This window comes from Ruminococcus sp., assembly GCF_024691275.1.
Lineage (GTDB): Bacteria > Bacillota > Clostridia > Oscillospirales > Ruminococcaceae > Ruminococcus.
The window spans coordinates 1-24,449 of record NZ_JAILNU010000040.1; the positions used below are offsets into that span (position 1 = coordinate 1).

The 24,449-nt window shown below is 45.9% G+C and carries 25 protein-coding genes; 24 read left to right on the forward strand and 1 reads right to left on the reverse strand.

Features of this window, described 5'->3' with window-relative positions; translation table 11 throughout:
* The first annotated feature begins 362 nt into the window (after nucleotides 1-362).
* The gene (locus tag K6G33_RS04830; protein WP_296776862.1) at nucleotides 363-1,145 is read left to right on the forward strand and encodes a hypothetical protein; all 783 of its coding nucleotides are present in this window, start codon (nucleotides 363-365) and stop codon (nucleotides 1,143-1,145) included.
* A 270-nt stretch (nucleotides 1,146-1,415) separates the two neighbouring features.
* Here the strand turns inward: K6G33_RS04830 and gap are convergent, their stop codons facing one another.
* A complete protein-coding gene (gap, locus tag K6G33_RS04835) occupies nucleotides 1,416-2,453 on the reverse strand; it encodes a type I glyceraldehyde-3-phosphate dehydrogenase (protein ID WP_173449822.1) in 1,038 nt (345 codons plus the stop codon).
* 251 nt (nucleotides 2,454-2,704) lie between these two features.
* On the opposite strand from gap, the gene K6G33_RS04840 reads away from it, so the two are divergent.
* The 23 genes from K6G33_RS04840 to K6G33_RS04950 all read left to right on the forward strand — a co-directional run bounded on the left by K6G33_RS04840 (nucleotide 2,705) and on the right by K6G33_RS04950 (nucleotide 24,346).
* Nucleotides 2,705-3,460 carry a hypothetical protein gene (locus K6G33_RS04840; RefSeq protein WP_296776867.1) on the forward strand — a complete coding sequence of 252 codons (756 nt, stop codon included), beginning with the start codon at nucleotides 2,705-2,707 and terminating at the stop codon, nucleotides 3,458-3,460.
* Between the two features lie 157 nt (nucleotides 3,461-3,617).
* Complete coding sequence (locus K6G33_RS04845) at nucleotides 3,618-4,136, forward strand: CYTH domain-containing protein (protein ID WP_296776869.1); 519 nt, start codon at nucleotides 3,618-3,620, stop codon at nucleotides 4,134-4,136.
* The gene (locus K6G33_RS04850) at nucleotides 4,136-5,107 is read left to right on the forward strand and encodes a PhoH family protein (RefSeq protein ID WP_296776872.1); all 972 of its coding nucleotides are present in this window, start codon (nucleotides 4,136-4,138) and stop codon (nucleotides 5,105-5,107) included. The genes K6G33_RS04845 and K6G33_RS04850 overlap by 1 nt, the downstream gene beginning before the upstream one ends.
* Nucleotides 5,100-5,612: an rRNA maturation RNase YbeY gene (gene ybeY, locus K6G33_RS04855; protein ID WP_173449818.1), complete on the forward strand. Its 513-nt coding sequence runs from the start codon at nucleotides 5,100-5,102 to the stop codon at nucleotides 5,610-5,612. Before K6G33_RS04850 ends, ybeY begins: the two co-directional genes overlap by 8 nt.
* Nucleotides 5,612-6,505, forward strand: a complete 894-nt coding sequence (gene era / locus K6G33_RS04860; protein ID WP_296776875.1) for a GTPase Era — start codon at nucleotides 5,612-5,614, stop codon at nucleotides 6,503-6,505. The genes ybeY and era overlap by 1 nt, the downstream gene beginning before the upstream one ends.
* A 165-nt stretch (nucleotides 6,506-6,670) precedes the next feature.
* Nucleotides 6,671-7,411, forward strand: a complete 741-nt coding sequence (gene recO, locus K6G33_RS04865) for a DNA repair protein RecO (RefSeq protein WP_296776878.1) — start codon at nucleotides 6,671-6,673, stop codon at nucleotides 7,409-7,411.
* A 141-nt stretch (nucleotides 7,412-7,552) separates the two neighbouring features.
* Nucleotides 7,553-9,943, forward strand: coding sequence for an endonuclease MutS2 (locus tag K6G33_RS04870; RefSeq protein WP_296776880.1), 2,391 nt, complete (start codon nucleotides 7,553-7,555; stop codon nucleotides 9,941-9,943).
* A 98-nt stretch (nucleotides 9,944-10,041) separates the two neighbouring features.
* Entirely contained in the window at nucleotides 10,042-11,949 is a 1,908-nt protein-coding gene (locus tag K6G33_RS04875; protein ID WP_296776882.1) for a GGDEF domain-containing protein, read from the forward strand.
* 460 nt (nucleotides 11,950-12,409) lie between these two features.
* Entirely contained in the window at nucleotides 12,410-13,180 is a 771-nt protein-coding gene (speD, locus tag K6G33_RS04880; protein ID WP_173450670.1) for an adenosylmethionine decarboxylase, read from the forward strand.
* Entirely contained in the window at nucleotides 13,173-14,624 is a 1,452-nt protein-coding gene (locus tag K6G33_RS04885; protein ID WP_296776885.1) for an aminotransferase class I/II-fold pyridoxal phosphate-dependent enzyme, read from the forward strand. Before speD ends, K6G33_RS04885 begins: the two co-directional genes overlap by 8 nt.
* A gap of 62 nt (nucleotides 14,625-14,686) precedes the next feature.
* Complete coding sequence (locus tag K6G33_RS04890; protein ID WP_296776887.1) at nucleotides 14,687-15,193, forward strand: hypothetical protein; 507 nt, start codon at nucleotides 14,687-14,689, stop codon at nucleotides 15,191-15,193.
* Nucleotides 15,194-15,331: 138 nt separating this feature from the next.
* Entirely contained in the window at nucleotides 15,332-16,183 is an 852-nt protein-coding gene (gene speE / locus K6G33_RS04895; protein ID WP_296776889.1) for a polyamine aminopropyltransferase, read from the forward strand.
* Complete coding sequence (gene speB / locus K6G33_RS04900) at nucleotides 16,173-17,024, forward strand: agmatinase (RefSeq protein ID WP_296776891.1); 852 nt, start codon at nucleotides 16,173-16,175, stop codon at nucleotides 17,022-17,024. The genes speE and speB overlap by 11 nt, the downstream gene beginning before the upstream one ends.
* Before the next feature lie 61 nt (nucleotides 17,025-17,085).
* Complete coding sequence (locus tag K6G33_RS04905; RefSeq protein ID WP_296776893.1) at nucleotides 17,086-17,721, forward strand: DUF3592 domain-containing protein; 636 nt, start codon at nucleotides 17,086-17,088, stop codon at nucleotides 17,719-17,721.
* Nucleotides 17,722-17,728: 7 nt separating this feature from the next.
* Nucleotides 17,729-18,382: a DUF3592 domain-containing protein gene (locus tag K6G33_RS04910; protein WP_296776895.1), complete on the forward strand. Its 654-nt coding sequence runs from the start codon at nucleotides 17,729-17,731 to the stop codon at nucleotides 18,380-18,382.
* A 232-nt stretch (nucleotides 18,383-18,614) separates the two neighbouring features.
* Complete coding sequence (locus tag K6G33_RS04915) at nucleotides 18,615-19,091, forward strand: GNAT family N-acetyltransferase (protein ID WP_296776898.1); 477 nt, start codon at nucleotides 18,615-18,617, stop codon at nucleotides 19,089-19,091.
* Nucleotides 19,078-19,563, forward strand: coding sequence for a hypothetical protein (locus K6G33_RS04920; RefSeq protein ID WP_296776900.1), 486 nt, complete (start codon nucleotides 19,078-19,080; stop codon nucleotides 19,561-19,563). The genes K6G33_RS04915 and K6G33_RS04920 overlap by 14 nt, the downstream gene beginning before the upstream one ends.
* A 133-nt stretch (nucleotides 19,564-19,696) precedes the next feature.
* Nucleotides 19,697-20,161 (forward strand): DUF3592 domain-containing protein, encoded by a 465-nt coding sequence (locus tag K6G33_RS04925; protein WP_296776901.1) that lies wholly within the window; start codon nucleotides 19,697-19,699, stop codon nucleotides 20,159-20,161.
* A 116-nt stretch (nucleotides 20,162-20,277) separates the two neighbouring features.
* A complete protein-coding gene (locus K6G33_RS04930) occupies nucleotides 20,278-21,480 on the forward strand; it encodes a saccharopine dehydrogenase family protein (RefSeq protein WP_296776903.1) in 1,203 nt (400 codons plus the stop codon).
* A gap of 28 nt (nucleotides 21,481-21,508) precedes the next feature.
* Nucleotides 21,509-21,970 (forward strand): VanZ family protein, encoded by a 462-nt coding sequence (locus tag K6G33_RS04935; protein ID WP_296776973.1) that lies wholly within the window; start codon nucleotides 21,509-21,511, stop codon nucleotides 21,968-21,970.
* A gap of 87 nt (nucleotides 21,971-22,057) precedes the next feature.
* Nucleotides 22,058-22,633: a peptidylprolyl isomerase gene (locus tag K6G33_RS04940; protein ID WP_367270476.1), complete on the forward strand. Its 576-nt coding sequence runs from the start codon at nucleotides 22,058-22,060 to the stop codon at nucleotides 22,631-22,633.
* Nucleotide 22,634: 1 nt separating this feature from the next.
* Complete coding sequence (gene nspC, locus K6G33_RS04945) at nucleotides 22,635-23,771, forward strand: carboxynorspermidine decarboxylase (protein WP_296776906.1); 1,137 nt, start codon at nucleotides 22,635-22,637, stop codon at nucleotides 23,769-23,771.
* Entirely contained in the window at nucleotides 23,771-24,346 is a 576-nt protein-coding gene (locus tag K6G33_RS04950) for a histidine phosphatase family protein (protein WP_296776908.1), read from the forward strand. The genes nspC and K6G33_RS04950 overlap by 1 nt, the downstream gene beginning before the upstream one ends.
* The last annotated feature ends 103 nt before the right edge of the window (nucleotides 24,347-24,449 follow it).

Here is a 24,449-nt window from a genome sequence, read left to right on the forward strand (position 1 = left end):
GCCCATTGTGTCAGCTTTACTTCTTTTTTTACCCTTGATATCTCATTCATTCCAATCAACTCCAGTTAGACTTCCTTAGTTATTTCTAGTTTAGTCTATTTGGACTTCGTTGGATAGGGTGGTTACTTTTTAGGCGGTTACTTTTTATCGAAAGCAAAGGACAAAATCATAATATTTTATACAAATTATGCATAATTCACTGATTGACTGTGTAAAACGCTTAATAATATGTCGGATATGTGCTTTTTTTATTGAGTTTGTATATTTTTCACAAAACTATCACATTTTTGCGCTATACTGCTCTTTACAAATTGTAATTTAGGGAGTGAGTATTACAAATGATAAGTAAGCGGATAAAATTTATGGCTTTTGCTTTCGCTTTTTGTCTCGGAGCTGTGTCATTGACGGGCTGCGGAGATAAAAATGCCGATATGAAAGAAGCTGAACAAGTGGAGATCCATACCGAAGAGCCTGCTGCGGCTGTACCTGAAGAAACTACTGAAACTACCGAACCCGAGGAGAAAGTTACAACAACAGCGGAAATAATTACTTCGGCAAAAGAAGATATCACGTATACGCCAAGCGATGGAATGATGAGCGTGGGGCTTTCATCAGGCATCGTTCAGATAGGCAGCGATATTTTCAAAAACGGAGGATATTACACAGTAGACGAGTTCATAAGCAAATTCGGGGACAGATATGATATGTCGGGGATCGACCCTGATGGAGTTTGCAGCAGCGCATCAAACAGAGCTATAATAACCTCAAGATATGACGAAGATATTTCTATTGAGATACTCTACAGCGGAAATACCAATTCGGAAATGATAAGAAAAGGCGATGCGATAGTATACAGCGTCATACCGTCATATCCGGATAATGTGTGGTATGCAAAGGGTATCAGCTCGAATCTGAAGGATCAGGGCATCAGCTACGATGATGCAAGGGAGTTCTACAACGAATTTGGCTATACAGAGGGCGAAAACAACGATAATTCATACGGCGTATACGACAAGCTGACAATAAAGGTCATAGGTGATGAGGCTAATCTGTTTGGCTGCAAACCTGTATACACCTATGCTTTTACTTATTCAGGCGACAGCGTAACGAAATTCAGACTGCTCGATGTACGCGCAATAGTCTGAGATCACATTATAAGATTGCATTTGCAGCTGTAAAAGCGAATAATACTGCTCGATTATCCCATTGCTTTCACTCTATACGACGCATTACAGAGCTGTAATATGATATACTATAATTTTTGCAGGAAACGTCACCAATAACAGAATAATGTATTGACTGAAAAAGGCACTCGAAAGAGTGCCTTCAATATTTATGGGATACTTTAAAACATCTTGAATACGCAAAAAGGGCGTTCGCAATAAACGCCCTTTTGATATTCGTATGTTCAGTTATTAGCCAAGTTCTGCAAAGTACTTGATTGTTCTTACCATCTGTGATGTGTAAGAATTCTCGTTGTCGTACCATGAAACAACCTGTACCTCATAGAGATCATCAGCGATCTGAGCAACCATTGTCTGTGTTGCGTCGAAGAGTGAACCGAATCTCATGCCGATAACGTCAGAAGAAACGATCTGATCCTCGTTGTAACCGAAGGACTCTGAAGCAGCAGCCTTCATAGCAGCGTTGATGCCTTCCTTAGTTACGTTTGCACCCTTAACAACAGCTGTAAGGATTGTTGTAGAACCTGTAGGAACAGGAACTCTCTGTGCAGAACCGATGAGCTTGCCGTTGAGCTCAGGGATAACAAGGCCGATAGCCTTAGCAGCACCTGTGCTGTTAGGAACGATGTTAGCAGCGCCAGCTCTTGCTCTTCTGAAGTCGCCCTTTCTGTGAGGACCGTCAAGGATCATCTGATCGCCTGTGTAAGCGTGGATAGTGCTCATGATACCGCTCTGGATAGGAGCATAGTCGTTAAGAGCCTTAGCCATAGGAGCGAGGCAGTTTGTTGTGCATGAAGCAGCAGAGATGATCTTGTCATCCTTAGTAAGAGTCTTCTCGTTTACGCTGAATACGATTGTAGGAAGATCGTTGCCTGCAGGAGCAGAGATAACAACCTTCTTAGCGCCAGCGTCGATATGAGCCTGAGACTTGTCCTTTGAGCAGTAGAAACCTGTACACTCAAGAACTACGTCAACGCCGATCTCGCCCCATGGGAGCTCAGCAGCGTTAGCCTTTGCATAGATTGTAAGTGTCTTACCGTCAACAGTGATTGTGCCCTTCTCATCATCTGCAGATACAGTGTGAAGGTTCTCACCGATCTTTCCGCAGTAACCGCCCTGAGCTGTATCATACTTGAGGAGCTGAGCGAGCATTGAAGGCTTTGTAAGGTCGTTGATTGCAACTACCTCATAACCTGGAGCATCAAACATCTGTCTGAATGCAAGACGACCGATACGGCCGAAACCGTTAATAGCAACTTTAACTGACATTGGATATACCTCCTAAAATTTTGTATAGATTTATTATACCGCAACTTGAAATATTTTTCAAGAGGTTCGATAAAAAAATAACAGATTTTTTTGGAAAAGTACACATTGTACAAATGCTGCGGCGGAGGATATGATAATTTTGGTATTATTTTCTTGCGTATAAATAGACAATAATATGTTCCATTTTGGTGTAAAATGTAGTATAATAATTTGGTAAACATATTCACGAATACATAAAGATCGGAGTTAATATGGATAAGAACAATGAGGTGAAAAGCTTTTTTGAAAGCCCTTTTGCAAAGAATTTTCTGAACAGTACCGATTATCTTGTAAGGCGCTCGGTTACGGGGATATCTGCGTCCTGCGAGATACTGCGCGGCAATGCCGAGAAGAACGGGGATAAGCTCAGCTGCGAGCTTATCGAAGGAATAATGACTACGTGCTGCGAGCTAATGAGGAATGCGGAGCTCAGCAAGGCACTCGCATCTGTCGGCGACGGAGCTGAAAATGATATGCAGACCGTTCGTATGGATCATTTTATCGTTGATTTTGCTAAAAACTGCAACGCTGTGATGTCGGGAAAGTGCACTGTCGAAACTGTCGGATGTCCGACCGTGTATGTGCGGGCAAATGCGGAGATACTGCGCTTTATACTCCTCAGTTTCGTGCGCAGAAGCATTCTTGAGTCCGACGGCGGCAAGGCGGAGTTTGAAGCGGGCTGCAAAGAAACTGGTAAAAGTGTCGAAATTTTTATAAGGGCAAAAAGGACATTTGTGGACGAAACGCTTCTCGGAAGACCGGATGTTTTTGAGACATATCACAGTGAGATACTTGACGGACTTTCAGCTCGGACGGGAGCTGAAACCATATGTGACAATGAGGGCATAACTGTCGTAATACCGCACTCTGATGCCAATTCGCCTGCTGTGGTAGAATCACCGTCGGCAGAGCTGGGAGAAAGATTCTTCAGCGCGTTCAATATTATGCTGAGGGATCTGCTGCGCTAAAGGTGACAGATGTGTGATAAAAAGTTAAAACTTAGCAAATTAGACAGAATAACCTGAGTTTTTTGTTGACATTAATCAAAAAAAGTTGTATAATATATATGTTGAAAAGATTCAACAGCGAAATACAGCGGTTTTATTGTCTTTTTGGAGAGTGCTTATGGGAAAGAATTATGAGATCGAGAGAAAATTTCTTGTCGAATTCCCTGATGTTGCGCACCTTGATGTGAAACGCAGGATAAGTATAGTGCAGACTTACCTGAAGAAAGGCGTTAACGGTTCGCAGCGCAGAGTGAGATATGTTGAGGAAAATGGAAAGGTGAAGTATACCTATACCGAAAAGGTCTTCATAACTCCTGTAACACGGGAAGAAAATGAGTATGAGATAAGTCAGGAGGAGTACCGCAGACTGCTTTCACAGGAGCGCGGAAACTGTCCTCCCGTAGAGAAAGTACGCTATTGCTTTGAGTATAACTCTCAGCTGTTTGAGCTGGATAAATACCCGTTTTCGGACGAGCTTGCCATTATGGAGCTCGAACTCGGCTCTCCCGAACAGAAGATAGATTTCCCTGATAATGTGAAAGTGCTCAGAGAGGTGTCTGATGACGCAAGATATTCAAATGCTTCACTTGCATCGGCAGGCGGTTTCCCGGAGCAGAAGATTGGAGAAAATATTTAATGTCGGAAAAGTTTGTAGCCGCTGACAGTACCGAACAGCTCTCCACGCTATTCGGACAGCTTGACGGCAATGTCAGCAGAATACAGAAAAATTTCAATGTGACCGTTGTCAGCAGGGACGGCGGCATAAAAATAATCGGAGATGAAGAAAAGATCGACGAAGCCGAAAAAGCTCTGAAAGCACTGATGAATATGGCGAAAAACGGCAATGCACTGAATGAGCAGACCGTCCGCTATGTCACATCAATGGTGGCTGACGGCGCTGAACAGGAGCTTCAGGAGCTCGGCGGCGACGGTATATGCATGACTGCCTCTGGAAAGATACTCCGCCCGCGTACTGTGGGTCAAAAGAGGTATACCGACGCTATAAAGAACAATACTATCGTCCTTGGGATAGGGCCTGCGGGAACAGGCAAGACCTACCTTGCTGTAGCAATGGCGGTCAAGGCGTTCCGTGAACATAAGATAAAAAAGATAATCCTTACCCGACCTGCTGTGGAAGCAGGTGAAAAACTGGGCTTCCTCCCGGGAGACCTTCAGGATAAGGTAGACCCGTACCTCAGACCGCTTTATGATGCTCTTTTTGATATGTTCGGAGCCGAGAGCTTCGCACGTTATATGGAAAAGGGGATAATAGAGGTCGCTCCGCTGGCGTATATGCGCGGACGTACTCTTGATGAGGCATTCATCATTCTCGATGAAGCCCAGAATACAACATCGGAACAGATAAAAATGTTCCTTACCCGTCTTGGAAACGAGAGCAGAATGGTCATTACAGGCGATATCACGCAGATAGACCTGCCCGATACAAAGAAGTCGGGACTTGTCGAGGCTGTCAAGGTGTTGAGGGGCATCGACGATATCGAAATACATCGCTTTACCGAAAAGGATGTTGTAAGACACAGACTTGTACAGGATATAATCAAAGCTTATGAGAAATATAATGAAGGGAGAAATAAGAATCATGGCTAAATTAAAGGTATATGTCAAGAATAATCAGACTGAGGTGAAAGTCCCTGTCGGCATAAGACTTCTTATCAGAAGATGCTGTCAGGCAGTTCTTACTACCGAGAATTTCGGCAAGGACGCAGAAGTAAGCGTTTCCTTCGTCAGCAATAACGAGATAAAGAATCTCAATAAAATATACAGGAACAAGGACGCTGTTACAGACGTTCTCTCGTTCCCACTCACAAGCGAGGACGGAACTGTTGAGGTTAATCCGGAGACAGGCGCAGTACAGCTGGGCGACGTTGTTATCTCTCTTGAAACAGCCGTAAAACAGGCACAGAATTACGGTCATTCGCTCGAAAGAGAGGTAGGCTTCCTCACAGTACACTCTATGCTCCACCTTCTCGGATACGATCACGAGACAAGTCAGCTCGACCAGCGTATCATGCGTGAGAAAGAGGAGTCTGTGCTCGAAAAGCTTGGCATCTCCAGAGATGCAACATTTATCGTGAACGGAGAAAAACGCTGATGCCGAGAACAGCTTTTGTTACCATTGCAGGACGCACCAATGCAGGAAAATCATCGCTCCTCAATGCCATTGTGGGCGAGAAGATAGCGTCCGTGAGCAATAAGCCCCAGACTACGCGCACACGTATAACAGGTATACGCAATATCGACGATGTTCAGCTGGTATTCTTCGATACTCCGGGACTTCACAAGCCCGTGAACAAGCTCAGCGAGCATATGCTCAACACAGTCAAGGAGTCTGTCAGCGACATCGACGCTGTTGTATTCGTTATGGACTGCACAAAGAAGATAAACGAGCAGGAACTCAATCTTCTCAAGTCCATGAATGCGTCGAAAATGCCCGTGATACTCGTACTTAACAAGATAGACCTGCTCAGGAACAAGGACGAGCTCGCACCTGTTATCGCTGACCTTACTTCAAAGGTGCAGTTTCAGGCAGTAGTTCCCGTCAGCGTTACCGAAAACAGCGGCGTTGACATAGTTATCGACGAGATAATCTCACTTGCCGAGGAATCGGTACACTTCTTCCCCGAAGATATGATAACCGACCAGCCCGAAAAGGTACTGGCAGCGGAGATGATACGCGAAAAGCTCCTCATGCTTCTCAGTGACGAAGTGCCCCACGGCATAGCAGTAGGCGTTGAGCAGATGACCGAGCGCGACGACAAGGATATCCTTGATATATCGGCAGTTATATACTGCGAAAAGGAGTCCCACAAGGGCATAATCATCGGCAAGGGCGGAGCAATGCTCAAAAAGGCTTCCACCGCCGCAAGGATAGAGCTGGAGGATTTCTTCCAGATAAAGGTCAACCTGAAGTGCTGGGTAAAGGTCAAGGAAGACTGGAGAAACAGAGAGAACCTGATACGCAGCTTCGGACTCTCCGAGAAATAATTACCTTAAATAAAAATGCCAATCCCGCAAAGAATAATGTCGGAGCAAAGCTCACATAGTATTTGCGGAGGCTTTTTATGAACGAAGATACCCTATGGGATAAATTCGCCGAAACAGGCAGCATAGAGGACTATCTGCAATATTCGGCACATAAGGAAGATAACCATGACAACTGTTGAAGGCATCGTCCTTAAAGAGCGTTCTGTCGGAGAACAGGACAAATTCATTGATATACTGACCAAAGAGAGCGGAGTTCTCGAAATATCCGTAAAAGGTGCAAAGAAGATAAACGGAAGATCGGGAAGCTCCACTCAGCTTCTGGCATATTCTCGGTTCTGCATCGACAAGAGGGGCAGCTATTTGTACCTCAACAGCGCAGAGCCGATACATATTTTTTACGGGCTGCGCGATTCGCTTGCGAAGATATCCCTTGCGAGCTATTTTGCCGAGGTCATGCGCTCCTGCATAAAGCCTGAGGCACAGAACGGCGATATAATGCGGCTGCTGCTGAATTGTCTGCACTACCTTGAAACAGGTGAGCGGGACGAAAAACTGCTCAAAGCAGTGTTTGAACTGAGACTTATGTCGGAGATAGGCTATATGCCCGATATCGTGGCTTGCAGAAGCTGCGGCGCTTTCGAGCCCGAGGAGCTGTATTTCTGCATGGAAAGCGGCGGTTTTTACTGTTCGGACTGTTTTGAGAACGAGTCTGAGCAAAATTATATGAAGATAAAGCTGCCTGTGCTCAGTGCGGTGCGGCATATAGTGCTTGCTGATTTCAGCAGGCTTTTCAATTTCCGCGTATCCGATGGAACACAGCAGCAGCTCTCGGAGCTTGCCGAGCAGTACCTGCTCATACATCTTGAACGCGGTTTCGGTACGCTGGATTTTTATAAAACTTTGTAGAGAACGCCGACCTCTGCGTTTCAAAAAAGCCGTTAGCCTGTAGGGACGCACAGTGTGCGCCCGTGTCTATGAATAATGTAACAGGAAATGAATCGTGGGTGCGATGAAGTGATCGCTGCCTATCAAAGCAAAAGGAAGAGTATGGATAAATATTTGAAAACACTTGAACTGGACAAGATACTTGAAATGCTTGCGGAGCTTACCTCCAACGAGGAGAGCCACCGCATGGCACTGGCGGTACGTCCCGACAACGACCTTGAAAGGGTGCGCTATGAGTGTCTCAAGACCTCGCAGGCGCTGTCTCTTTCGGTGCAGTTCGGAACACCGCCTTTCAGCAATTTCAAGGACATAAGCTCCGTGGCTGCAAGAGCAAAGTCGGGAGCTGTAATATCTCTCCGCGACCTCATGGACATCGCGGCTATGCTCCGTCAGATAAAGGCTCTTGCCGACTGGTACGGACACTGCGAGAATATGGAGACAGAGCTGAGCTATCTCTTTTCGAGATTGCAGCCTAACGATTGGCTGCTTGAAAAGCTTGAACGCTCAATAATCTCGGAAAATGAGATCGCGGACGCTGCAAGTCCCGAGCTTGCGGCTATCAGAAGAAAGATCAACCGCGCAGGTATGCAGCTGCGTGAAACTCTGGACAAAATGATAAAGAACAAGACCACTCAGCAGTACTTGCAGGAGAGCAATGTCACTATCCGTGACGGACGCTTCGTTCTCCCTGTAAAATCCGAGTACCGCGGACAGGTGAGCGGACTTATCCACGATACCTCTGCTACGGGACAGACCATATTCATCGAGCCAATGGCAATAGTCGAGGCAAATAACGATATACGTCTCCTTGAAGCCAAGGAGCAGGAAGAGATAGAGCACATAATCCGCCAGCTCTGCCGCGACTGCGGCGATTATGCGGATATACTCGCAGAGAATTACAAGGTCTGCACCGAGCTGAACCTATACTTTGCAAAGTCGAACCTTGCTGCAAAGCTCAACTGCTCACTCCCCGAGATAACAGATGACGGAAAAATGTACCTGAAAAAGGCTCGTCACCCGCTTATCGACAAGAACAAGGCTGTTCCCGTGGAGATAAGTCTGGGCGAGGACTATCAGGCGCTCATCATAACAGGCCCGAACACAGGCGGTAAGACCGTTTCACTGAAAACAGCGGGACTTCTTGCGGCTATGACTATGTGCGGACTTCTTATCCCTGTTGCCGACGGCAGCAAGATCTCCGTTTATGACCATATCCTCGCAGATATCGGCGACAGCCAGAGCATCGAGCAGAACCTCTCCACCTTCTCGTCCCATACAAATAAAGTCATTGAGATACTTAAAACTGCCGACGAGCAGTCCCTTGTGCTCCTTGACGAGCTGGGATCGGGTACAGACCCTGTTGAGGGCGCAGCTCTTGCAATATCAATAATCCGTCGCCTTATGGAGAGCGGTGCAAAGGTGATGGTGACTACTCATTATCAGGAACTGAAAGTGTTCGCTATCGACAGCGAGGGCGTTGAGAACGCTTCCTGCGAGTTCGACATCGAGACGCTTCGCCCCACATACAGGCTTATCGTGGGTTCGCCCGGAAAGTCAAACGCTTTCGCTATATCGGAAAGTCTGGGTATGCCTTCGGATATAATTAATGACGCGAAGAGCCGCGTGAGCGAAGCCAATACCCGTCTGGAGGAGGTCATCGGAAAGCTTGAAGCTTCAAGACTTGACCTTGAACGCCAGAAAGAGGAGATAGCTCGTTTGAAAGCTCAGACTGCCGAGCACGAGGAGGCTATCCGCGTTGAGCGTGAAAAGCTTGAAGCTGCAAAGGCTGACGAGCTTGAAAAGGCAAGACTCCGTGCAATGACCATAATCGAGCAGACAAAGGCTGAGTCCAACGAGCTTCTCGATGAGCTTGACAAGCTCCGCAAGGAAAAAGAGAAAAAGGACTTCAGCGCCAATGTTTCGGGCATGAAGGCGAAGACCAAGCAGAGTTTCAACAAGATGTACGATACGGCAAATCCTATCGACAGGCGCGACCCGAATGAGGGGTATGTGCTCCCGAGAAAGCTGCGCCGCGGAGATACCGTATATGTCGTAGATTTGCAGCGCAAGGGCATAATCTCAGGCGAGCCCGACGGCAGCGAGTTCGTATACGTGCAGATGGGCGTAATGAAAACGAAAATGAACATTTCCCGTCTGCGTCTTGAAGAGCCTGAAAAGGTCACGGTCGGAAGCAAGTCTGTTCGTCCTAACCGCAAGATGAACAAAGTGGGCGTAAAGGCTGAGCGCCGCGGAAAAATGGAACTCGATATACGCGGCTGTGCCTGCGATGACGGAGTATACCAGCTCGATGCATTCATAGATCAGGCTGTGATGTCCAATATTTCAACAGTTACGATAATTCACGGAAAGGGTACGGGACTTCTCAGACAGGCAGTTCATAAGCGGCTGAAATCCCACCCGTCCGTAAAGGCGTTCAGACTTGGACTCTTCGGCGAGGGTGAGGACGGAGTTACCGTTGCCGAGCTAAAATAATGCAAAGCAGAAAATTATTTAAAAATGGTTGCCAAAAACGGGCTTTTGTTGTATAATGACATTAAAGAAAAAAGAGATGGGAAAGGAGAGACTGCGCTTTGAAGAAACGAAGGACTATCGCTGTTATCGCAGCAGATGTTTTTAATGACTATATGAACCGTATACTCGTCGGTATTTCTGAGCAGTGCAGGGCTCTCGGATATGATGCCATCTCTTTTCTCATGGCGTTCAACCTTGACAGCGGCAACCTTATTCAGCAGGGCGAGGAGAATATATTTACCCTCATAAAAAAAGAGGTCATCGACGGCGTTATACTCATGGCGGGAAATATCTCCAGCCAGAATCTTGTGGATAAGTTCGTGAAGGTGTTTTCACACTGGGGTATACCCGTTGTCGCAATTGACTATGATGTGGATTTCTGCGAGACTATATACGCAGAAGATACAGAGCTTTTTGAGCAGATGACAGACCACTTCATCGAGAAGCACGGCTGCCAAAAGATAACCTGCCTGACAGGTCCCGAGGGCAATACTCCCGCATTGTCAAGACTTGAAGGCTATAAGCGTTCGATGAAGAAGCACGGGCTTGAAATAGGCCCGCATGATATAGTATACGGCGATTTCTGGAAGATAGTCTCACGCCGTATCGCAAAACAGTACATAAACGGCGAGTGGGAAATCCCCGATGCGGTCGTGTGTGCAAATGACGTAATGGCAAGGAGCTTATGTACTTCACTTGTAAAGGGCGGTTTCAGGATACCCGAGGATATAAGAGTATCGGGATATGACGGCTCAAATGACGCTATACTGTGCATACCGTCCATAACGACGATCAGCCCAAGAAATGAGCGGCTCGGCGCGAAGGCAGTGTGTCGTCTTCATAAGCTCATAACAGGTGAGGAGACAGAACCGCTTGCAACACTTCATGACGGGGAAATGCTGTTTGCACGTTCCTGCGGCTGCGGAAGCGCTACGAAGTACAGTGTCGAAACAAGCGAAAATTACCATAATATGATAGAACGCTATGAACAGTACTATAGTAAGAGCGGAATGCTCGAAAGCCTCATGGAGGAGGAAAATCTCGACGGACTTCTTCATAAGCTCAACGGATTTGCCTATGTTGTCAACGGTATAGATACGTATATGCTGTGCCTGTGCAAGGATTGGGACAACGTTGAGGAAAGTGAGGACAACTATGTGCGCGAGGGCTATGCTGCGGAAATGCAGACAAAGTTCGTCTACACAAAGAGGGATACGGATTTCGTGAGCCGAAGCTTTGCGTCGGCGGATATCCTCCCCGACTTTATTGATGAATATTGTACCGAGCCTTCGATGTATTTTATCCTGCCCGTACACTTTATGGACCGCTGCTTCGGTTATTCCATATTCCGCTTCAGCGACGTGAAGTGCGCTGCCAGCAGCGTCTTCGCAGAGTGGAACAAGAATATAAGCACCGCTCTTGAGTTCCTGCGTGTACGTACCAAGCTCATAAGCATAAATCAGAGGATACTGATGAGCTCTATCCGTGATACCCTGACAGGTGTGTATAACCGCAAGGGCTTCAACAGAAAGGCGGACGCTATCTTCAAAATGGCTAAGGACGAGCAGAAAATGCTGTTTTTACTTATCGCCGATCTGGATCACCTGAAAATGATAAACGACAATTTCGGACATATCGAAGGCGATAATGCCATAACTATAGCCGCCAATGCGCTGAACGCCTGCTGTGACACCAATGAGATATGCGCACGTATCGGCGGAGATGAGTACGCTGTGGTAGGCTGCGGATACTATACCGATGCCAAGGCGAGAGAGAAGATCAATTATATACGCCGATATTTCGACAGGTATAACAGTTCGTCACGAAAAGAATACAAGGTCGAGCTTAGTCTCGGATACAGTTGCAGTGTCCCCGATGCGGATTCACAGCTGGAAAAATACATTGAAATAGCAGACGAGAAAATGTACGAGGACAAGGTTCAGCGCAAAAAGCAGAGAGTTGACTGATACCCCTTGTATATGCTGCCTTTCGTTATGGCTTGAAGCTATCATATCATTTGTTTTGCTTTTAATTACACTATCCGCTTTAAAATGCTTGACGGCTATTGACAAAAAACACGAAATATGCTAAAATATATTGAATTGCAAAAGAAACTTCGGTTTCAGAGCAAGACTATTGACCACTCCGCTTCGGGAGTTGAGGCCATACGGACAGCCGGGTCAAATGCCGACCGCCGATTATTCGGCTGGCAACTTCTGTTGCCTTATTGATTCGACTGAGCGTCGATAAAGTTTTTATAAGTTCTCATCAGCTTGTGAAAGGTCAATAAGAGTAGTAAAAGGTAGTACTTGCTTGTATAGACTCTGAAACCATATATGAAGTTTCTGCGTATCTTGATGGATATTTCATGCACACAATGGCTGATAAGGTCTTTTGTGTGCATTTTTTGTTTAAAGGTGTGTTGTTATGGAAAATAAACTGAAACTTTACGGTTTTAACAACCTTACAAAGTCTTTGAGTTTTAATATTTATGATGTATGCTATGCGAAGACAGCACGTTCACAGCAGGAGTATATCGCCTATGTTGACGAGCAGTACAATTCCGAGCGTATAACCGATATTATGACTCATGTCACTGAGATGATAGGAGCGCAGGTGCTCAGCGTTTCCCGTCAGGACTACGATCCTCAGGGAGCGTCGGCGACATTCCTTATCGCGGACGATACCATGATACCGGTGGGCGGCAATGAGACAGTTGCTCACCTCGATAAGAGCCACGTTACTGTGCATACCTACCCCGAGTTCCATCCGGATACGAGCATTGCAACGTTCCGCGTGGACATAGATGTAGCCACCTGCGGCAAAATAACACCGCTTACGGCTCTTGATTATCTCATCGGCAGCTTCGACTCCGATATAATCACCATGGATTACAGAGTCCGCGGCTTTACCCGCAATCTCAGCGGAGAAAAGCTGTTCATAGACCACGATATAACTTCCATACAGAATTATATCGACGCAGCTGTGCTTGATAAGTACGACGCAGTGGATATAAACGTCTATCAGGCGAATATCTTCCACACAAAAATGCTTATCAAGGAGCTCGACCTGCAAAATTACCTTTTCAATACCGATGTGAATGAACTGCCGCCAAGGCGCAGACTTGAGATAACCAATGCGCTTCAGCGGGAAATGATAGAAATTTTCAGTGGAAGGAACGTGTTCGGAAATGGCTGAACTTTCCCAGACAAATGCGCCGATATACGAAGCGCTGAGAAGATTTCGCCGTATGAGAGTCGTGCCCTTCGATGTCCCGGGACATAAGCGCGGCAGAGGAAATATGGAGCTCACTGAGTTCCTCGGCGAGGACTGCATGAACGTTGATGTAAACTCCATGAAGCCTCTGGACAACCTCTGTCATCCCGTGTCGGTCATCAAGGACGCTGAGGAGCTTGCAGCCGAAGCATTCGGAGCAGCCAGCGCCTTCTTTATGGTGGGCGGTACGACTTCTGCGGTACAGAGCATGATAATGTACGCCTGTAAGGAGGGCGATAAGATAATCATGCCGCGAAATGTCCACAGAAGCGCCATAAATGCGCTTATCCTTACGGGAGCTGTTCCCGTGTACGTCAATCCCGATGTGAACCATAAACTGGGAATTGCTCTGGGAATGTCGGTGGTACAGGTGGAGCAGGCGATACTGGATAATCCCGATGCCAAGGCGATAATGGTGAATAATCCCACATATTACGGTATATGCTCCGACCTGAAGAAGATAACGGAGATCGCCCATGCCCACGGAATGCTCGTGCTTGTGGACGAGGCTCACGGAACACATTTCTACTTCGGCGAGAACTTTCCCATAACGGCAATGGCTGCGGGAGCTGATATAGCTTCGGTAAGTATGCATAAATCGGGCGGAAGTCTTACCCAGAGCTCTTTCCTGCTCATGGGAAAGGCTATAAACTCTGACTATATGCGGCAGGTCATAAACCTCACCCAGACCACGAGCGCATCGTATCTGCTGCTTTCCAGCCTTGATATTTCCAGAAAGAGACTGGCTCTCGGCGGACGCGAGATATTCGCACAGACCGTGGAAATGGCAGAATATGCACGCTCCGAGATAAACGAGATAGGCGGATATTACGCATATTCCCGTGAACTCATAAACGGCGACAGCATATACGACTTCGATGTGTCGAAGCTGAGCATATACACTCTGCCTATCGGACTGGCCGGCATAGAGGTCTACGACCTTCTGCGTGACGAGTACGATATCCAGATCGAGTTCGGCGACATCGGAAATGTCCTCGCATATATATCTGTAGGCGACAGAAAGCGCGATATCGAGCGCCTTATCAGTGCTCTTGCGGAGATAAAGCGCCGCTTCGGAAAGGACGGAGCGGATATGCTCACTCAGGAATACATCAGCCCTGTAGTTGCGGAAACTCCGCGAAAGGCGTTTTACGCCGAAAAGCGCTCGCTGCCCCTTGATGAGACCGCAGGGGAGGTGTGCAGCGAATTTGTAATGTGCTATCCACCAGGTATACCCATACTCGCCCCGGGAGAACTTATCACTCCCGAGATAATTGAGTATATAAAGTATGCCAAGGAAAAGGGCTGCCAGATGACAGGTACAGAAGACATAAATATAGAAAGACTTAACGTACTTGATTTTTAACTATATGCGCAGTATTTTATTTTTTAATACACTATAATTTTTATTAAGGAAGGTTTTGTAAAATGAATATGAAAAAAGTCGGAATCACAATGAACATACTTATGGGAGTTACTCTCAGTTTTTGTCTTTCACTTTTAGGTAATCTCACGTCGGGGGACGGTTTTAAGCCTGTAGCTTTTATTGCAAGCTTCATAGTTAGTACGATAATCAGCCTGCTCATAGGCTTCCTTATACCGATGAGAAAGATCGAGAGCGGTGCAGTCAAGGCAATGAACCTCAATGAGCGCAGCCTGCCTGCAAATATCATATCATCGCTGATCTCTGACGTTATATATACACCTGTCATCACCCTTGCCATGATAGCGCTTGCCCGCAAAATGGCTATGAAGATGAGCAACGGTCACGCACAGCTCCCGCCATTCGGAGCAATGTTCGGAAAATCGCTCATAATCAGCTTTATAGTTGCATTTTTCATTATCTTTATCTTAACACCTGTCTATCTGAAGTTTTCCATGAAACGTGCAGGTGTTGATATCGGCGCTGGCGGACCGCCTGCTGACAGAAAATAATTTTACGGTCATGTAGGGGGCGATGCCTACATCGCCCCGATTATTGCGGGCAGATGTGAGTATCTGCCCCTACAATCAGCTAACGGCTAAGATCCTACCTCTGCAAGGCGGAGAGCAGATCAAGAACGGAGGTATAGTATGGAATTATGGTTCACGGAGAGACATACTCCTAATGTTAAGTTTTCAATAAAGGTCGATCATCAGCTCTACAGCGGAAACAGCGAGTTTCAGCGCATAGATGTGTTTGATTCCAAGGAATTCGGACGCTTTCTCACTCTCGACGGCTACATGATGCTGACTGAAAAGGACGAGTTCATATACCACGAGATGATAACTCATGTTCCCATGGCTGTCCACCCTAATCCGAAAAATATACTTGTTATCGGTGCAGGCGACGGCGGAGTAGTCCGCGAACTGACCCGTTATCCCTCCGTTGAGAGCATCGACCTTGTGGAGATCGATGAGCTCGTTGTGGAAGTGAGCAAGAAATATCTGCCCACCACAGCCTGCCGATTCGATGACCCGAGAGTACACGTTTACTATGAGGACGGCGTTAAATTCATACGCCGCTGTACAGACCAGTACGACGTTATCATCGTGGATTCCACAGACCCATTCGGCCCCGGTGAGGGGCTTTTTACCAAGGAGTTCTACGGAAGCTGCTTCAAGGCGCTCCGTCACGACGGCATTATGGTAAATCAGCATGAGAGCCCCTTTTATGACGAGGACGCGGCAGCTATGCAGCGCTCACACAAGCGTATTGTGGAGAGCTTCCCCATAAGCAAGGTCTATCAGGCTCATATTCCCACCTATCCTTCGGGACACTGGCTTTTCGGTTTTGCTTCAAAGAAATATCACCCGACAAACGACTATAACGGTACAAAGTGGAGTATGCTCGGTATAAAGACACGTTACTATAACCCGAGACTTCACACAGGAGCCTTCGCGCTCCCATGCTATGTAGAGGAGCTTCTCAGAGATGTTGAATAAGAATATACAGACATTTATCGCCTGCGACAGTGAGTACGAGGACGCTAAGGTAGTCCTTTTCGGAGCAGGCTTCGACGGTACTACAAGCTTTCGCCCCGGCACAAGATTTGCACCTTCTGCCATAAGGAATGAGAGCTTCGGCATCGAGACATACAGTCCTTACCAGAACAAGGACATGACAGACTACAGCTATTTCGACAGCGGCGACCTTGAGCTCCCGTTCGGAAGCACAGAACGCGCAGTAGCCGATATAACTTCCCGTGCGGATCAGATACTGAGTGACGGAAAGCTCCCGTTCATGATAGGCGGAGAGCATCTTGTAACTCTGGGCTCCGTAACGGCAGTGAACGAAAAGTACAGCGACCTGTATATCGTTCATTTTGATGCACACGCAGACCTGAGAGATGACTATCTCGGTCAGCAGCTCTCACACGCCTGTGTACTGAGAAGATGCCACGAGCTTGTGGGCGACGGTCATATCTTCCAGTTCGGTATACGCAGCGGCGACCGTGAGGAGTTTCACTTTGCCGATGAGCATACAGAGATGCATAAGTTCAGTTTCGACGGTCTTGAAGAAGTTGTTGAAAAGCTCAGGGGCAAGAATGTATACTTCACTCTTGACCTTGATGTGCTTGATTCGTCAATATTCCCGGGAACAGGTACTCCCGAGGCAGGCGGCGTGACCTTTGACGAGCTTCGCAAGGCAGTAACACTGGTATGCAGCAAGCTGAATATAGTAGGCTGCGACGTTAACGAGCTAAGTCCCGTTTACGACCAGAGCGGAGTATCCACAGCAGTTGCCTGCAAGATAATCAGGGAGATGCTTCTGGCTCTTTCGTAAGGGAAAAGCTTGATATAGGAATATTTTGGGAAAACATACATGGACTTAAAAGAGGTAAAAAATGAACTACAATGATAAAAATAACGACGAATACAATAAATATGACGATGATAAGTACGATTACGACAGGGAGCAGTATGCCCCGTCCTATGATAATGGAGCAGCTCCTGACGGATCAATGTACTCTCCCGAGGAGATCGAGAAAGTTAAGAAAAAAGTAAGCAGGGGTATAAGCTGCGTTATGGCAGTTTTCGTATTCCCTTTCTTGTTAGCCGGTATAATAATGCTTATCATAGGAACAAGTTCGCTCATAAGCTATTATCATGCTAAAGGAAATTGTACCGAACTCGTAACAGGAGTGATAGAATCTTTAGACAAGTGGGAACACCATGATTCGGATGAAGGTGGTAGGGACAGTGTGAGTTATGCTCCTATTTACAGTTATACCTATAATGGAAAACCATATATAAGCAAAGAATCTGCCTATTCATCTAAGGTGGAGTTCAGTGTAGGTGAAAGTGTGGATATATATGTCGATCCCGCTGATCCAACAACAATATTTGTCCCTGCTTATGAAAATAGAAAGAGTACAGCGATATCATTTGCAGTCACAGGCGGAATAATTACGCTGCTTTTTGTGCTTTTGATATTTAAATCAGGAAAACTAATGATAAGAAAGAAATCAGACATGGATTGAAAAGAAAATGAACTACGAAGAAGATGATAAGTACAGGATAAATTACGATTCTCTGGATTCGCCCGATTTTAAAGAAAGCTCGGATTATGATGCAGAGGTCGAAAATGAGGACGAGTTCAAGATAGATTACAGCAGTTTTGATGATCTTGATTATAAGAATATTCCCGATAATGAAAAGAATGTTCAGAAAGAATTCGATAAATTATTAAATCGTTTTGAGTTTCTGGGGTGCGTTCCTTTTATACTGGCAGGTGCTGTATTCTTCATTGTAGGTGCAGTCGGACTTATCTCGACGCACTTGGCAAAAAAGAACTGCACTGAGCTTGTTGAAGGTGAAGTGATCCAGATAAAAAAATGGGACAATAGTTATAGCAGCGATGATGACGAGTCATATGCTCCTGTTTTCAAGTATAATTATAAAGGGTTTGATTATGTATCGGAGGGTCATGTATTCTCCGAAGATCTTGATCTTCGGAAAGGCGAGCGTGTCGATGTGTATGTTGATCCGAAAGACCCTTCAAATACATATATACCCGCTTATACAAACACGAAGAATGATTATATCTTTTTTATCGTCGGTCTGGGTATTGGAGTCATACCGACTTACATTATAATTAAGAGAAGACGCGACGAGGAGAAATGGTATAAGGAACACTCTTGATAAAAGGGAAAAGAATGATTAACAACGATAATGTCGAGATATACGCTGCTCCGAATGATACGGAATATACCTGCATTGCCGCCGCTTTACTTCACATAAGAAAAGCGCAATGACAAGTATGGGTATCGGATCGGGAATACTCGCAGTATTTGCAATTGTCCCGACGGTAATAGTGAGAAATAAGAAAAAACAGGCAGAATATGACCTGTCGATATTTTACGGAGTGAGGAAAATGAAACTTTTCAGAGCACAAAACGCAGCAGGACTTACAGATATAAGAATGGCGTATCTGCTTGAGGACTTTCCCGAAATGGGAGCGGATCCTGCAGAACGCATAAGAGCAAGGCTTCCGAGGTATTACGCGGAGCATCTCAACGTTGACTTTTTTGCGTACATAGCCGAAGATAACGGCAAGCTTGTAGGCTCGGCATTTCTCGTACTGAGCGAGATGCCGCCGAACTCTAATTTTCCAAACGGCAGGATAGGAACAGTACTCAATGTGTATGTTGCTCCTGAGTACAGAAGGCAGGGGATAGCATCAAAGCTTATGGAGATGCTCATAGCCGACGCAAAGGCAATGGAGCTTGATTATATCGAGCTGAAAGCCTCATCAGACGGCTATCCGCTTTACAAAAAGCTGGGATTTAAGGACAGCGTTTCATCGTTCAGACCGATGAAACTGACATGGAGTAAAAATGAAGAAACGTAAAAGAATAAAAGGTGCAGAGAGCGTATTTTTTGTATTTTTATTAGGCATTTTGTGCATATCAGGCGGATTGGCTGACAGACTGCATTTTTATAATCTGAAAAGAAAATGTACCTATCAGACAACTGCTTATGTATCGGATATAATCAAAAGTCAAAGAAGACGAAGTATCTCTTTTACTGTAGTATATACTTATGAATATAAAGGAAAAGTATACAATACCAAGGGAAAACTTATATCAGGGTCTATAGAATTTGATGGACCGGTTATACTTTACATTGACCCGGATGAGCCTGATACGATCTATTGCCCAAAAGAGGATACAAAATCTTTGTTTTTGATCCTTTCAGGCATTGGCGTGTTATTTTTCATGTTTGGTTTACTGAACATAACGAGAAATAAGAGATTGTACAAATATGCAGAAAACAAGCAAAAAGCTGATGAACTGATATTTGGTGACATAAATAAAGAATAGGGAAGAGATATTACTGAAAAACAATAAAAAACATAATAAGTTTTGAATGGAGGCGGATTAATAATTTTGGGGTAAACAAATGCGGCTTATTGTTTTGAAGTGGATATATAAATAATTATTTAGGAGATTTACTATGAATATTCAAATTACAAAAACAACAACATTATCAAGGCCAAAAACAATCGTTTTGATGATAATCATTATGATTGCAACATTTTGCGGTGGAATCATGTTCATGAAACATGATTCAAAGCTTAAAAAGGAATGTACTTACCAGGTTACTGCAACAGTAACAGATATCAAGGAAAGTTCTTCTTCTGACAGCGATACTTATACTCCTGTGTATACTTTTGAGTATGAGGGCAAGGAATATACAGTATCAAGCAATGTATATTCATCAAATCTGAAGGTACAAAGAGGCGAGGATGTACAGATCTATATCAATCCAAGCAATCCTAATACATTCTACAGCCCGAAGGATGCTTCAGGAAAGGTGTTTGAGATAGTACTTTTCATTATCAGTGGTGTATGTTTACTTATTGCAGCATTGAACATAAAAGCTGTAATATGCGAAAAAAAGGATAATTTAGGTTATTGATAACGTAAAAAAGCATACGGAACACGGTCTGCCTGCGTTGTTTTAAACAAAAGTTGACTGCGTTGATATAGAAGACAAATCCATTGAAAATATTTAAAGATTCGGAGGAATTAAAAATGGGAAAATGTATGATAATCGGCTGCGGCGGTGTTGCTTCCGTAGCAATTCACAAGTGCTGCCAGAACAGCGAGGTATTTGAGGGCATAATGATAGCAAGCCGTACTAAGTCAAAGTGTGACGCGCTCAAAGAAAAGCTCCAGCCTACAACAAAGACAGTTATCGAGACTGCACAGGTGAACGCTGACAATGTTGACGAGCTTATCGCGCTCATCAACAGCTACAAGCCAGATGTTGTACTTAATCTTGCGCTTCCTTATCAGGATCTCACAATTATGGACGCTTGTCTCGCAACAAAGACACACTATGTTGACACAGCCAACTACGAGCCTCTTGATACAGCTAAATTTGAGTACAAGTGGCAGTGGGCATACCGCGAGAAGTTCGAGCAGGCAGGTATAACAGCTCTGCTCGGAAGCGGCTTCGACCCTGGCGTTACGGGAGTATTCTCCGCATACGCAATGAAGCACGAGTTCGATGAGATAAACTACATCGATATCCTCGACTGCAACGGCGGCGATCACGGCTATCCGTTCGCTACAAACTTCAACCCCGAGATAAATATCCGTGAGGTGTCTGCAAAGGGCAGCTACATCGAGGACGGCAAGTGGGTAGAGACAGAGCCTATGGAGATCAAGCGCGTTTACAACTTCAAGGGCGTTGGCGAGAAGGATATGTATCTTCTCCACCACGAGGAGCTTGAATCCCTCGCGCTCAATATCAAGGGCATCAAGCGTATCCGTTTCTTCATGACATTTGGTCAGAGCTACCTCACACACCTCAAGTGCCTTGAAAATGTCGGTATGACATCTATCGAGCCTATCATGTACGAGGGTAAGGAGATCGTTCCGCTTCAGTTCCTGAAGGCTGTACTTCCCGATCCTGCTTCTCTCGGCCCGAGAACAGTGGGCAAGACCAATATCGGCTGCATCTTCCGCGGAAAGAAGGACGGCAAGGACAAGAACTACTACCTCTACAATATCTGCGATCATCAGGAGTGCTACAAGGAAGTCGGCTCACAGGCTATTTCCTACACAACAGGCGTTCCTGCAATGATAGGTGCTATGATGATAATGACAGGCACATGGAAGAAAGCAGGCGTATACAACATCGAGGAGTTCGATCCCGATCAGTTCATGGAGGCTCTCAACAAGTGGGGACTTCCTTGGGAAGAAGACTTCGATCCTACTCTTGTTGACTGATTTGAAAAGTAAAAAGCTTATCGTATATGTGTTTTTTGCGGTATATATCGCCGCTGCCTTGTATCTCCTGTTTTTTATGCGCAGGAGTGTGTGGGCTTATTATAGCTACGGCGAGTATTTCCGCAAGAATACCAATTTCGTACCATTTCTCACGATCAGGGAGTACATCGGCTATCTGCGCACAGATGATGCGATATTCGGTGATGTCTCGTTTGTGAATATATGGGGCAACTTTGTCGCTTTGATGCCAACGGGTATATTTTTTCCTGCTGTGTGGAAGAAACAGCGCAGTTTCGGGGCTTTTGCACTGACAATAACAGCAGTCACTGTCAGTATCGAAACCGTGCAGTTCCTGACAATGTGCGGCAGCTGCGATATCGACGATCTCATATTGAATGTCACAGGCGCATTGCTCGGATTTTGGCTTACGAAGCTGAAAATAGTCAGAAGACTGGCATTTACAGATATTGGCTTTGAAAAAGGAGAATAGAAAATGAATAACTTCAGTGTATTGAAAAAAATGGTGACAGTTGCTGCTGCGGCAACTATGCTTGCACTCACAGGCTGCGGCAAGGAGCTGGATAGTAAACAGGAGGAAAAGGCTACAAAAGCTGCTGCAACACAGTCGGGCAACACTATCGTGCTCACACTTCACCCCGATCAGGCTCCTATAACCTGCGAAAATTTTGAGAAGCTTGTAGAATCTGGCTTCTATGACGGACTTACCTTCCACCGTGTAGTTGACGACTTCATGGCACAGGGAGGCGATCCCGAGGGAACAGGCATGGGCGGAAGCAAGGACACTATCAAGGGCGAGTTCTCATCAAACGGCGTGAAGAACGAGCTTTCACATCAGCGCGGAGTAGTGTCAATGGCTCGCAGCATGGATCCTGACAGTGCTTCAAGTCAGTTCTTTATCTGCTACAGCGGCAAATATGCATCAGCACTGGACGGACAGTATGCGGCATTTGCCAATGTTACCGAGGGTATGGAGGTCGTTGACGACTTCATGAAGGTCGAGCGCTCAGTAAACAGCATGGGTGAGACTGCTATCCCGAAAACACCTATCGTAATGGAAAAGGTTGAGATGATCGACCCCGACGAGAGCGGTTCACCAAGAGTTCAGATCACAATGAACGATTTTCTGAAGTAATATGAAAAAAATGTTTGACACTTCAAAGCTGCCGACTCCCTGCTATATAGCGGACGAGTCGGCGCTTGTTCACAATCTGGAGATACTGCGCGGCGTTTCGGAACGCACAGGCTCAAAGATACTCCTTGCACAGAAGGCTTTCTCATGCTATCACCTTTACCCGATGATAGGGGAGTACCTTGCAGGTACGGCTTGCAGCGGACTTTTCGAGGCAAAGCTGGGACACGATGAAATGGGAAAGGAAAATCACGTTTTCTCGGCTGCTTATCGTGAGAGCGAAATTGATGAGATTATATCATACTGCGGACACATCATCTTCAATTCCTTTACTCAGCTGGACAAGTACCGTGACCGCGTTCTTGCAGCAGGCAGGAAGATAGGACTTCGCATAAATCCCGAGCATTCCACGCAGGAAGGACATGAGATATACGACCCGTGTTCTCCAAAGTCAAGACTTGGCATCACAAGGAAGAATTTCCGCGCTGATGATCTCAATGGTGTTACGGGACTTCACTTCCATACACTCTGCGAGCAGAACTCCGACGACCTTGAGACTACTCTTGACGCGATAGAGGAGAAATTCGGGGATATTCTTTCGCAGATGGAGTGGATAAACTTCGGCGGCGGACACCATATCACCCGTTCGGATTACGATATACCGCGTCTGGAGCGCTGTATACGACGTATGCAGGAGAAGTACGGGCTGGAGGTCTTTCTCGAACCCGGAGAAGCCATTGCGCTCAATGCAGGCTGGCTTGTGACGGAGGTGCTTGACCTTACCGAGAACGATATGCCTATAGCTATACTGGACACCTCTGCGGCTTGTCATATGCCCGATGTACTGGAAATGCCCTATCGTCCGCCCCTTGTAGGCTCGGGAGAGAAGGGCGAAAAAAAGTACAGCTACAGACTTGGCTCCCAGACCTGTCTTGCAGGCGACGTAATAGGGGAGTACTCCTTCGATGAACCGCTCCATATCGGTGACAGGCTCGTATTCGGCGATATGGCTATATACTCCATGGTCAAGAACAATACCTTCAACGGTATGCCGCTGCCTTCCATACTCCTTCTGAAAAAGGACGGCAGCTTTGAAACGCTCCGCAGTTTCGGCTATGATGATTTCAAGGAGAGACTGTAATGACTAATATCTACTTTGTTCGCCATGCACAGCCGCAGTATTCCTGCGCTGATGCCTCGCTGAGACCGCTCACCGAGGAGGGAATGGCTGATACCGCAAAAGTTGTCGAAGCAATGAAGGATATCCCGCTTGACTGTGCGATTTCAAGTCCGTATAGGCGCAGTTTCGACACCATAAAGCAGACCGCCGAGGAGCACGGACTAACTATCGTTACCGATGAACGCCTTCATGAGCGTATCAGCGGCAAGGACAGCAACAATGCTGATATGTTCCGCAGACGCTGGGAAGACCTGAGCTTCTGTGAGCCTGACGGAGAGTGTCTTCAGTCGGTCATGGACAGGAATATTGCTGCGATAAATGATATACTTGATACACATGAGGGCGAAAACATCATCATCGGAACTCACGGTACGGCTCTCAGCACCATACTTCATTATTATGACAACAGCTACGGGCTTGAAGGCTTTATGCGTATGATAAACTTCATGCCGTACATAATAAGACTCGGTTTCAACGGCAGGGAGCTTGTTGAAAAAGAGGAGCTCCTTATAGTAAATAAGGAGTTCAAAGCCTGAGAATATATATCCGACAACCACAAGGGTGCAGATGCTCCTTTGTGGTTGTTTTATTTTATGTGGTGTGATATAATAAAATACGACATCAATTTTCCGAGAGGTG